This is a genomic window from Tessaracoccus terricola (assembly GCF_054776555.1).
This window is the reverse complement of record NZ_BAAHBS010000004.1, coordinates 626,452-638,472: the sequence shown is the minus strand read 5'-3', so window position 1 is coordinate 638,472 and position 12,021 is coordinate 626,452. Positions and strand designations below refer to the sequence as shown.

Genomic DNA, 12,021 nt, shown 5'->3' with positions numbered 1-12,021 from the left:
CTGAGATAGCGTCCCCAGTTGGGGTGGTTGTTGAGGGTGTCGGGGATCGGGGGTAGCCACGGGAGCGGTCCACCGGTTGGGGTGTGGATGCGTCAGGTCAGGACGGCTGATGGCCTCAACGCTCCAGCGGGGCGTGCCGGGCCATCTCGGCGCCCTGGTCCAACGCCAAAGATCCCCGCAAATGAGCTGGCATGTCACCGACATGATCTACCAGGACGTCGGCGAGTCCGTCAGCGTTCTTCCCATCCGGAAGACCCAGGATCACCAAGAAACCGGGAGTGACGCTCCACCAAAGTGGCCGCCGCTGACTTCCCACCAGCGCCGATGATCAAGTCACCTTCCCCACGCCCCCGGCACCCGCCGATCGGCGGCTGTTTCGGGGCGGTCGTCGATGGAGACCATCCCCACGATCCGGCCACCGGTACGTTCACCCAACGGTCGGCGCCGCCGCCGGTTCGTGCGCAGGATGTTCTCACGCGCCAACGCCCCTTTCGGGTGGGCATAGATCCAACGGTAGATCGCCTCATGGCACACAAGCCGTCCCTGCGCGTCGGGTGAGTTCACCATGGTCTCCACACTCGCGTCCCGGGCCTCGATACGCAACCGGCCAGCGATCTGCCGCTGAGTCCGGGGCCGCCGAAGGTCGGCCCGCACCCACGCCACGAAGACAGGGTCCGCGTCGATCGAGCGAGTCTGCGGACGCGCACCCCGGCGGAGGGCCTTCGTGTCCGCAGCGGCAGGTTTGTAGCCGGCGGTCTTCCACGAGTTGCGTCGGCGCTCCCGCCAGATCACGCTCCGGTCCCTATCCGTGAGTTCCCCAATCTCGCGATCCCTGAGGCCCTGCTTGATCCCGAATGCGATCTGGACCCTGTCCTCCAACGTCAACCGACGCCGCCGCTGCTGTTCCTTTGCTCCACCACCCGCAACCCCCTCTGTTGCTACGACGGTATGACATCGCCCCAGCCTCCCAGGTCCGGACGTAGGTGATGTCGCCGCACCACTTCTGGTTTGGTTCCTCCGCGGTGAAGCAGCGGCCGATCAGGTCCGGTGCCGGGTCCTCGCCGTGGATGGTGGTACGTTTCCACGCCTTGGGGTGGCGTCCTTGCAGGCCAGCGGTCTTCATGAGCCGCCACACCCGCTTCGGCCCTAGTCTGTGACCCAGAGCAGCCAGGGCCGCGTGGACGCACCGGACACGGGGGTTGCCGCGAGCCTCGCAATAGATGTTGATGATCACCACCTCCAGCCACGGGCTAACTCGACGCTGCCGGGACAGCCCTGAGTGACGGAGTACCGCCCGAGTTTCACACTTTTAGTGCCCATCTCGACGAGGAGGAAGAGGCCCGTTGGCAAGCGAAAGGCGACCGCGGCTCCTCGTGAGGTCTCTCACGGACCCGAGGAACGGCCCAGGCTATCCGAGCCCAGCTGCCAAACGGCCTTCGGGCACCGCTGAACGGCCTCTGAGGAGCGAGTTGCTGCCTTGACCACTGCGGATCCAGCCTTCGAAGACGGAGCGACACTCGTCCTAGCCGTCACCGCGGGGACGCACGCGGCCCATCGCGAGCCTCGGAGCTGGCTTTCAAGGTGGGTTTTTAGTGCCCCGACCACCTCAGACAAATCGCCCTGACTACGATCTACGTGCACCCGGAGACCCAAAACCGGGCTCAGGTGTGAAACTCAGGCGCGAGCCTCGCAATAGATGTTGATGATCACCACCTCCAGCCACGGGCTAACTCGACGCTGCCGGGACAGCCCTGAGTGACGGAGTACCGGCAACGCGATGTCACATCATAAAAAAGCGACTCGGCTCCTCCGCAGACAAATCCGATTCATCAACACCCACCCCATCACCGACGATCACCCCTTCTCCGCTGTCTGTGCAGACTAGGTAGACTGAGCGCTGCGCAGCGTAATCCAGCCTCCATGGGACCATGTCGAGGTGATCAGCCAGTGATCCAAGAAGCCGGATCTTAGGACTCTGAAGCTCTAACCCCACCGACATGTAGCGCACATTCATGAAAATGACCTCCACACGATCAGGCCAGCGTTCGGAACGGTTTGAACGCCACAGAAGACGGTTCATGCCTCCACGCAACACCTCAAGGTGGAACACCCTGCCAGGGTATTGAAGTTCATTGAACTCAGTTGAAAGGATTGACAATTTTCGCACCTGCTTCCCACAAGTCAGCACTCGGCATAAGTCTAGCCTCGAAAAGGCGTCTCATCTCCCAATCAAAGGGGCTCCCACGGCCACGCAAATTTAGCTGCACCGCTTGCATCACCTTGTCGTAGGCAGAGCGTCCCACCACATCGTCAAGCGCCACGTTGGACTTATTCTGCTGGACTCGTATCGCTTGTTTCGAAGTTCCCTGCGCCGCTGCTGGTGGGTGTTTCTGAGAGACTATGGCCCTAGCGGCCACACCTAGACACCTGGACCTTTAACCCGAGGACGTTGTACGGAACCTAGCCGCTGGGAGGATGCGGGTGTCTATATTACTTCTCGGTCAATTGATTCAATCGGGCCTCCCCATTCGGAGGGCTGCCACCTGAAAGCGCCGCAGGAGCTTGTCCAGTTCCAGTGATGTGCGCACTTCGATATGCTCAGTAACGTACGAATCAACGGGGCCGCAGGTGAACTCAGCCTCACCCGACTCCCATAGCAGCAGTTCTACCTCATTGCTTCCATGAGAGATCAGCAGCTGAGCAGACGGGTTGGCGTACGATTTGGGTCCCACGACGAATCTCACATCACCGCATCTTTCGAGATCTACGCGGTGATGCTCGACCCAAGTCCCCAAGCGTTGGAGGCGCATCATCTGCTGCACACAACCAGGATGCAGGACGCTCTTGGCATCTCAGATGGGATCGGGCCGAACCGCGTGGTTCCCACATTTGGTCCTGGGATCACGCCCCACTCGGGCTTGCCAGCAGGAAAAACAGTGGTTCTCGGCACGTCGAACTCCACATACAGTCCCTTCCCCGCTCGGTAAGCCTCCGGGTTTGCCGGGTTAGCCACGAAATCTCGACCCTAGGTGCGCACGGAGCGCCACGATACCGGAATCGGTGGATTCGAACACCGAACAGCGACCATCTGAAGCCACGGCATTCATGACCCGGTCCTCGTCGAGTGCTGTCTGCCACGAAACTTGAGGATCCCTCGGGAGAGGCACCCAAGGGTCAAGCGCGTCCGACATCCACACCTTTACCCATCCCGTCTGCTCTAGACTCACTAAACACTCCTTAACAGCGAGAGCGGCGTCAGAGTCATATGGATAGGACCCTCTGCAGGCAAGGAACGCTTCGAGAACAAATGTCTCAACTTCCGCACCAAGAAGCAATACCGTCCATTTCAGTTCGCTCATTGCAGTGTCGGATTTCCCGCTAGGGGGATTCGGTAGGCAGGATGGACACCATCCGAGACACGGACGTAGGGCCCGCCGTGGACGCCACTCCCGCCCGGCCAAGCAGGCTCGTAGATAATCTGTTGCCCGGGCGCTTTCGGGTTCGAGAACCTGATGCCACTCGGATTCTTATTTGGGGTGGTAACGAGCCCAATGGTCTGGGATGACATTGAGCACCTCCTCGGGATCCGCACCTTTAAGCCCAGAAAGATCTGGGAACAGTTTACAGTTGTGCACAAGCAGTTGCGCGTCAGTGATGTAGTAGTTCCGGTTCCCCTCGACCGCAAAGTTGTACATTGCCGCCTTGGCGCCAATTGCTCCGATCGACGCAATGACGGCAAGTTCACCATCCCGCTGTGCTATCTGATCACCCACTTTGAGGTCACCAACTCTGACCCAGCCTTCATTAGCAACATAGAACGGGTGATCGTCTGTCGCCGTGACCTGGATCCCGCTTCGCGTAAGGGCCTGTCGGATTCTTTGTGTAAGTGGCCATGGCTTCAGTTGAGACCTAGGCGGTCGCCGTAGGTCAAGGATAGGACGTTGAGGATGTTCTTCCAGCCGGCGATCTGGCCGGTGGGGTTGGCCCGGTTCGGGCGTCTTTCGCGAACGGTGAGGTAGAGGACCTTCAACGCGGAAGCCTCGTCTGGGAAGTGCCCGCGGCGCCGGACAGCTGCCCGGAATCTGGAGTTCAGCGACTCGATCGCGTTGGTGGTGTAGATCAGGGACCGGACCTCGGCCGGGAAGTCCAAGAACGGCACGAACTCGATCCACGCGTTGCGCCAGGACCCGATCATCGCCGGATACTTGGGGTGCCACTGCTGCGCGAACTCCTCGAACCGATCGGTCGCTTCGTCGACGGTGGCGGAGGTGTAGATGCCGCGCAGTTGCCGGGTGATGGTCTGCCAGTGCTGCCGGGCCGAGTAACGCAACGAGTTCCGCACCAGATGCACCACACAGGTCTGCACCACAGCCAACGGCCAGATCGCCGAAATGGCCTCCGGCAGGCCCTTGAGGCCGTCGCAACACACGATGCATGCGTCCATGATGCCGCGATTCTTCAGTTCGGGTGAGCATTTTCATCCATTGTTTCGCGCCCTCTCCTCCGGTGGGGCCGATCCACATGCCCAACACGTCCCGGACCCCGTCGAGATTGACGCCCATCGCCACATAGACCGGCCGGTTCGCGACCTGCCCCTCACGGATCTTCAACACGATCGCGTCGATAATGATCACCGGATACACCCCTTGTCCAGAGGTCGGCTCTGCCACAGCTTGAGGTCCTCAGCCACCTTCGCAGTCACCGCCGAGACAGTGTCGCGGGAGATGCTGGTGTCATAGATCTGTTCCAAATGGGCTGCGATGTCTCCGGTGGTCATGCCCTTCGCATACAAACTCACGACTTGATCATCGAAACCTGACAAGCGCCGTTGGTGCTTGGCGATGACCTTCGGATCGAAACTGCCGTCCCGGTCCCGGGGGACCTGGACCGTGAGCTGCCCGATCTCGGTGGTCACGGTCTTCGGTGTCGACCCGTTGCGCGAGTTGCCGCGGTTGCGGCCGTCCGGGTCGTGTTTGTCGTAGCCGAGGTGGAGACTCATCTCCGCCTCCAACGCCGACTGCAAAACCTGCCTGGTCAACGCCGACAACAGGCCTCCCTCCCCGGTCAACGCGATACCGCGGTCCCCAGCCGTGGCCACCAACTGCTCGGCCAACTCAGTCATGTCAGGACCCCGAACCGCCGGCACCCCAACAGCTTGCGTGACGGCTTCCCTACCGTTGCGATCGTTCATGAACAGATACTCCGTTCCCCACGGCCAAACCGTGGATCACGCCACACCAGTTACACAAAGTTCCCGACAGGCCCAATTCTGGTCGGTTCCGGGAACTTCTGCCCATTCACCGGGACGGGGAAGATGGGCGTCGGTGACGCTGTTGTTCGAGCCGCCAGTGGTTCTGATGCTCCTGACGGCCTCGGGCCTCACGGGAAGATGTGCGTGGCTCACCACTCGACGGTCCCTCGTCTCTGTGTCTCTCCGGTTCGACGACCAGGCTCTCGACATCGACCTTTTCGACGGCGCTCGAGGCCTGTTGAACAACCGGATCGGGTTGCGCTTGCTCCGTGTTCCCGTGGTTGAGGCTGTCGTCGAGGTGCCTTGCAAGGCGCCACCACAGAGCCGCTGCCGGGTGCTCTGCCGGAAGTGGGCCCTCGGTGCAGGCCTCGGTCAACATCGCCGCGACGGGCAAGCCGTCGGCATGAAGGTGAGCGAGGCGGTGGTTGAGGGTGGTTACGAACGTGTCGCCCTCCAACTTGGGCTCGAGGGACGCTAGCAGCTGGGCTCCGATGGCTGACGCGGGGTTGAGTTGGACGTCCAACCGCTTCTGCCAAGCCCGTGCGCCAGCACCATGTTGAGTTGGACCGGTTGGTCGTCGGTCGGATGGGTCGACCCCGGCCGCGGCGCGCCAGGTCTCCACGTCTGCGATCAGGTCCGTCGTCAGTTGCTGCCCGGGCGATACCCATGGCGGTGTCCCTGCTGCTGGGGCTTCGTCGGCTAGTGCTCGGACGCTACGCATGATCTGGCCTACGCGTCCGCTGAGATACCCGCCCCAGTTGGGATGCCTGTTGAAGGCTTCCGGGATCGGGGGTAGCCACGGGAGCGGTCCACCGGTTGGGGTGTGGATGCGCCACGTCAGGACGGCTGCGGGGTCCTTGGCGGAGTCCAGTTCGTGGCCCGCGGCCGCGGCCCGGAGATCGTTGATCGGGTCGTGGCCGGCGAGTGCGTTGAGGAGCAGGGCCGCGCGCAGTGTTGGCCATGCGGGGCAGTCAGTCAGCCCGTCGACGACTTGGTCAGCATCACGGTCCAGGGCCTTCACGTTCTCAGCTCCCAGGACGTCGGCGGCTGCGACGTGCAGTCCGTCGAGGTACTGCAGGGTCGCGTCTCTGAGTTGGGTGGCGGCTGCGGTGGCCTCGCGGTTCGCGGTGGTGGCCGAGCGTGCAGCTTCGTCTCGGGCGAGGATGGCCTCCACGACATCGACTCCGGTCTCGGGCCGAAGGGTGCTGGGGTGCAGCAGGCTGTGCTCGTCGCCGTCGCCGACGACGGGTGTGTAGATGTGGTTGGCGTGACGGCCGCGGGTCATCATCACATACAGCTGCTGCCTCGGCTCTGCCCCGGACAGGACGCCCCGGGTGACGTCGACGCTGACGCCCTGGGCGCAGTGGACGGTGACGGCGTACCCGAGTTGGACATGCTGTGCGACGTAGGCGGCAGGCAACGTGACCAGCAGACCAGAGGTGCGGTGACGAGCCCGGATGCTGCCTTGGGTGATGTTCTCGACGGTCCAGCGGTCGCCGTTCTTGACCCAGTCCGTGGCCGAGACCGGTAACCGGCGGGCGTTCATCCGCGTCACGATCACATCACCCCTCGAGGCATGGTTCCCATCACCCAACACCACCGACGGCCCCGACGGTGCAACCGTCGCGGCGAGGCGGTGTTCGCGTGCCAGCTGGTTCAGGTCGGCGACGGCGGCTTTGGTGCTGGCGAGCATCAGGCTGTCGAGGCCGTCTGCGATGTCGTGGGTCCAGGCTTGGAATGCGGCCTCGATGCTGGTCTGTCCGGTGCCGGCATGGATCCGGTCCTGGTCGAGGTAGTAGCCCAACGCCTCGGGACGGCCCTCGCGCAGGGCGAGGGAGGCGGCGGCCTCGGCAGGGTCGGTGAACCGCATCAGCTCAGTCAGCTCGACAGCGCCATGTGTGCTGGCGATGTCCCGGAGGACGCCGCCGGCGTTGACTGCGGCAAGTTGCTGGTCATCCCCGACCAACCGCACCGACCCGCCACGGTCCACGACGTGGTCGACGACCCGGGCCAAGGAGTTGGTGTCGACCATTCCCGCCTCGTCAACCACAACCAGCGTCTCCGGCCCGATCCGCATGCTTAGTCGGTTGTGGTCGAGGTCCCACAACAGCTTCGCAACCGTGCCGGCTTGACCGGTCTGTTCCCGGAGCACCCCGGCGGCCACCGCAGACGGCGCCAACCCCAACACGTCTCCTCCGCTCTCACGCCACGCATCAGCCAACACTCTCAATGCGGTCGTCTTGCCTGATCCCGCGGCCGCCAATGCGAGCTGGACACGCGCACCGCTGGTTGCCATCCGACGCACCAGATCCCTCTGGCCCTGGTTCAGGGTGATGCCATTGGCCGTGGAGGCCAGCAGCGCCAAAGTCACCTGCACCTCGTCGACGCGGTGACCGTCGGCACGGCCAGCGAGTTCGACGATTCGCTGTTCCGCAGCGACGATCCGTCCCGACGTGTACTGCTGGGACCCGGCAACCGAGTACATCGACGACCCATCCCGTCGACGCAGAACCGCAGGCGCCCCCTGTCCCGTATGTGGGTCCCCGATGGGCTGGCTGAGGCGCAGGGCCCGGCGCAGCAACTCGGCGGTGAGGGACTCGGTGGTGGCGGGATCCAGCACGTGTTCACGGGCGCGGCGGGACGCCTCGGCCCGCAGATGCCACGACTGCCACACAGCACGAGACTGCTCCACAGCAGCGATGATCTCCACGGCCGTCGCAGCAACCCAACCCTCAGTGACCCGGGACGGGGTCCGGTCACCTCCGGTGGCTTCGGTGACCATGGCGGCGATGCCGTCCTGGCCAACAACCGAAACGGCTTCTGCCCACCAGGTTGCCCGCTGCTCGGCGAGGCTCCGGGGTTCATGTTTCGCGTCGCGGGTCTCCAACGTGGCCTGCTGCGCCAGCTTGAACGCCTCCCCCGGCGTCGGAGGCCGATGATGATCCCGCTGAAACTTCGCAGCCAGTTCCTGCTGGCGAACCGTGATCACCGCCCGCCGAGACGACCACCGCTGGCTCAACACCGCCGGGACACCGACGATCTCACGAACCGGCCGCTTCCCCGGATCATCACCCGCGCGCTCAGCGAACCGGATCCCCAGGCCGGCGAGGTGGGCCTCGAGCTGCGAGTTGTAGGTCTCCGAGATCGCCACCTTCGCCTTGAACAACAACCGGCCATCAATCGCCAACCACTTCCCCGACAACGTCTGGACCTTGTTCGCAATCGCCACGTGCGTGTGCAGATTCGGATCCCCAGCACGAGAGTCCCGATGCACGAACGCAGCAGCCAACAAACCGGTGACGTCGACCTGCCTGACACCACCAGCACCCTCACGCGAGAACAACGCGTTCTGCTCCAGGAACCGCAACGCATCAGCCACCGCAGCGTTGTGGGCCTCCTCAATCCTGGCCGCCAGCCCCTGCGGCGCCACCGCCCACAACGCCGACACCGACTTCACCGGCGTGAACGAAACATCAAACCCAGCACACGCCGTCGACACATCCCTCGACAACCGCGCCACCTCCGACGACAACTCCAACCCGGCCGGCGCTCGCCCCATCCGCCTAGTGAATCCCTCACTCGCCAAAGAGTTGCGGATCTCCGCCCTCACCCCGGAAGGCACCTCGGAAGCCTCCGGGTGCTGGCGCTCCCACGCCGCGCACCGGACCGCGACATCGCTCTGGAACTTCGTGGCCCCCGCATGGACCGGGAACGGCCGACCCAACCTGACCGCAGCAGCCACCTCCCCCGCCGTCGCACCCGGCCCCAACATCGCCTGCCGCCATCTCATGTTCGGATGGAACCCACCACCAAACAACGCCTTCATCTGCTCCGCCGAAACCGGATCACCAACCCCCACATCACCCAACGACGCCAAGCCACTGCCACACCAGTACCCAGGGATCTCCCCCTTCTCCGAGTAGTACGACGCCAACGAAACACGCCCCTTCTCGGTAGTGTCCTGGACAGCAACCTGCCGGGTCAGGTAGTCATACCCCGACCCAGCCGTCAACTTGTGGAGAGAGGCCGTCATACCCTCTATACCCCGTCCACCGACCCCTACAGTGAGAACGCAAACTCCCGACAGGACCCTCGTGCAGTAGGTGTGTTCCACTCCAAGAGTCAGGGGGTACGTGCGGCAGCGGCTCCTTGGTGGGCGCACAGTGATATTCGGGACTGCGCTAACGGCGTCCTACGTGATGTCCCGTTAAACTTGCGGGCTGGCCCAAGTCATGGGGTGGCACCAAGAGGCTGGGTCAGCGGATCCAGAAGTCGTCCGGTTGGCTGCCTGGACGGAATCCGAAATGCTGCGCCATGGCCATTGCCTCGGGGAACCCGGCGGCCAACTGCGCTGGTGCGTGAGCATCACTTCCGAACGTCACCGCTCGTCCCCCTTCCTGAGCCCACCACTGGGGCATCCAGGGCCAGAGGCGCCGCGTGTTCATCTCGAGGGCTCGTCCGCTCTGCGCGATTGCGCGCATTGCTGCCCGGATGCCGTCCTCGAAGCGCGTTGGGTCGAAGGGCCCAACTCGCTCAGTGGGCCAGTGGCGTGCCGGATAGTCCAGGTGCGTGAACACCTCGAAGACGTCGGACCCATCGACCATCCGAGGCACCTCCTCCAGATAGGCCCAGACCACGTCCTCTGGCGACCAACGATTGAACAGTGTGACGGGTTCGGCTCGGCTCCCTCCAATAGGCAAGGTGTGCAGGGAACCGTTGATCCTGTCGAGGCGGTCGAGACTGAGCAAGTGCCGCGCTTGGTCCTCGAACACGTGCGGCTGTCCAAACTCCACCCCTGTCAGAATCTTCAGATCTGGAAACTGGTGTCGACAGCGTTCCACCGTCTCGAAGTAGCCCTCGACATCCAGTGGCGGCACTGCCATGTAGCCCTGGTCGTTGAGTAGCTGATTCTCCAGACCTGGGAAGTCACCCGGATCGGCGAGCCAGCTGTCGTCAAGGTCGAGGTGTTCGGTGAAGATGACCGTGGACAGTCCGATTCGAACTGCTTGCTCGCAAGTGCGTGCCATGGTCCCTCCGGCCGCCGACTCTGGGCCGCCGGTGTCCCATGACCACTCGCTGTGCACGTGAGAATCTGCTGCAAGCACGGTTCCTCCACACCTGGGTGAGACCAGAATGGTCCCACTTCGAGACCAGCGTAGGACTGGGTGTCTGACCTGGAACGAGATCGTGGATCTTCCGAGGTCCAAGGAGACCGCTACCGCGTGAACGGATCAAGGTAGCGGCCGCCGCGGCAACTCCTGAGATCCCGCGATGCGGCAGAAGAGTGCGTGGAGCGCTTGACACCGGAGACGGAGCCAAAGTGGCAACTCACCCGAATGGTGCACCTGCGTGGAGCGCTCAGCACCGGAGACAGAGCCGTGCGCACCAGTCAGTCCATGGGGCTCTGCCGCTCATCGGCAGTTGAGGACGTTCCCGGAGTCAGGCCAGATGAATCTCGTACGTGTCGAGGAGCTTCCGGAGCCTCTCCATCCCGTCACCATATGTCCAGCGTTCCGCGTTCAATCCCGCGGACTGAGCTCCCGAAACGTTCGCAGGCTGATCGTCGATGAAGAGCAGCTGCTCGGGGGCAAGCCCAAGATCCGACGCGATGTGTTCGAAGAACACCGCCGACGGCTTTGCCGAGCGGATGTCGCAAGAGTAGTACGCGCCGTCGAGGATCTCCTCGTAAGGCGCACGGTTTCGCATGCACGTCGCGCGGTAGGAATCCTGGTTAGTCGCGAGATAGCAGGAGACCCCGGTGGCTCGCACTCTAGCGACGATCTCCAACACGGGCTGCAGGACGTCGAAGGTCCACCAGACGGAGAGAACATCATCAATGCGATCGCCCAAACCCATGGCGTCAGCGACGGCCCGAATGCCATCTTCATCGATCGCTGCTCCGGTGAGCGCGCCAGGGAACTGAGACACGACCGAGGCCGCGAGGTCCCAGGTGCCAGCAGGCGTGTCCTGTAGCACGCCGTCAGCGTCCCAGAGGACGGCACGGACGGATTGCATAGGGATGTGGGCCTCCGACTCTTGGCGTGGGCGAGTGATTCGATCATAGAAGCGATGGATGTCAGGTCGCCGCTTTCCTCTGGATGATCCTCGCAGGCTCCGCTACGCCCCAACATCGGCATGAGAGGTCGATCTAGAGGCCAAGGGCCTCTGGCGAAGCGCTTGACCCCGTGGCTACTCAAGGAGCAGTAGGCAGCTGGTCCCAGATCGACGAATGGTCCTCGTTCTTAGACGCCTCTCCTGACAGTGTTCGCTGTGCCCTGGCGCGCACGGGCCATACAGGTGGCAAGGACAACCAGCGGAACCCCGCGAGGCGAGCAGGCTGGCGGCAGGCAAGCCGTCCGCGGCTCCTTCTGGCCAGTAATTCAGGATCCGCACACGAGACACCAGAAAGCGACCCAATATGACCAGGACACAGACCGCCACACTGCCCCGCCCTCGGTACGCCACGCTGCCCGAGGCAATGGAGTACTGCAGGAGTTCCCGACGTTCACTGGAGCGCCGGATCGCGGAGGGCAAACTGACGCGCTTCCAGAACGGCTTCAGGGTGCTCGTCGACTTGAACGAGGTCGACGCCATGCTGCGCGGTGAGCGTCACTGAGGCGTGATCACTGTTGCACGTATGTTGCACGAAACACCCGCGTATTCGTGAAACCCCTAGCCAGAGCGGCTCCCCGGGTAGGAGTCGAACCTACTTCGCTAATCCTGATTCAAAGTCAGGCGGGCCCTGCCGAAAGACCAACCGGGGAACGGCC

7 protein-coding genes, 1 tRNA gene and 3 pseudogenes are annotated in these 12,021 nt (G+C 63.3%); 1 reads left to right on the top strand and 10 read right to left on the bottom strand.

The window, feature by feature from the left end:
• Window positions 1-333: 333 nt before the first annotated feature.
• The 9 genes and pseudogenes from ACYU7G_RS08620 to ACYU7G_RS08580 all read right to left on the bottom strand — a co-directional run bounded on the left by ACYU7G_RS08620 (window position 334) and on the right by ACYU7G_RS08580 (window position 11,266).
• Window positions 334-885, bottom strand: coding sequence for a transposase (locus tag ACYU7G_RS08620; RefSeq protein WP_461106775.1), 552 nt, complete (start codon window positions 883-885; stop codon window positions 334-336).
• Window positions 803-1,234, bottom strand: coding sequence for an IS3 family transposase (locus ACYU7G_RS08615; RefSeq protein WP_461106773.1), 432 nt, complete (start codon window positions 1,232-1,234; stop codon window positions 803-805). The genes ACYU7G_RS08620 and ACYU7G_RS08615 overlap by 83 nt, the downstream gene beginning before the upstream one ends.
• A 546-nt stretch (window positions 1,235-1,780) precedes the next feature.
• On the bottom strand, window positions 1,781-2,110 hold the full coding sequence (locus tag ACYU7G_RS08610) for a hypothetical protein (protein WP_461106771.1): 330 nt from the start codon (window positions 2,108-2,110) through the stop codon (window positions 1,781-1,783).
• Between the two features lie 699 nt (window positions 2,111-2,809).
• Window positions 2,810-3,013 carry a TreTu family toxin gene (locus tag ACYU7G_RS08605; RefSeq protein ID WP_461106769.1) on the bottom strand — a complete coding sequence of 68 codons (204 nt, stop codon included), beginning with the start codon at window positions 3,011-3,013 and terminating at the stop codon, window positions 2,810-2,812.
• Window positions 3,014-3,527: 514 nt separating this feature from the next.
• Window positions 3,528-3,830, bottom strand: a pseudogene (locus tag ACYU7G_RS08600) (Hint domain-containing protein); the annotation flags it as partial.
• Window positions 3,831-3,898: 68 nt separating this feature from the next.
• Window positions 3,899-5,122: pseudogene (locus ACYU7G_RS08595) on the bottom strand (IS256 family transposase).
• Between the two features lie 1,903 nt (window positions 5,123-7,025).
• Window positions 7,026-9,284 (bottom strand): annotated as a pseudogene (gene mobF / locus ACYU7G_RS08590) (MobF family relaxase); the annotation flags it as partial.
• Window positions 9,285-9,507: 223 nt separating this feature from the next.
• A complete protein-coding gene (locus tag ACYU7G_RS08585; protein WP_461107281.1) occupies window positions 9,508-10,335 on the bottom strand; it encodes a PHP domain-containing protein in 828 nt (275 codons plus the stop codon).
• 355 nt (window positions 10,336-10,690) lie between these two features.
• The gene (locus tag ACYU7G_RS08580; protein ID WP_461106767.1) at window positions 10,691-11,266 is read right to left on the bottom strand and encodes an HAD-IA family hydrolase; all 576 of its coding nucleotides are present in this window, start codon (window positions 11,264-11,266) and stop codon (window positions 10,691-10,693) included.
• Window positions 11,267-11,669: 403 nt separating this feature from the next.
• On the opposite strand from ACYU7G_RS08580, the gene ACYU7G_RS08575 reads away from it, so the two are divergent.
• Entirely contained in the window at window positions 11,670-11,867 is a 198-nt protein-coding gene (locus ACYU7G_RS08575) for a DNA-binding protein (RefSeq protein ID WP_461106765.1), read from the top strand.
• A 69-nt stretch (window positions 11,868-11,936) separates the two neighbouring features.
• On the opposite strand, the gene ACYU7G_RS08570 is transcribed toward ACYU7G_RS08575, so the two are convergent.
• A tRNA-Gln gene (locus tag ACYU7G_RS08570) sits at window positions 11,937-12,015 on the bottom strand.
• Between the last annotated feature and the right edge of the window lie 6 nt (window positions 12,016-12,021).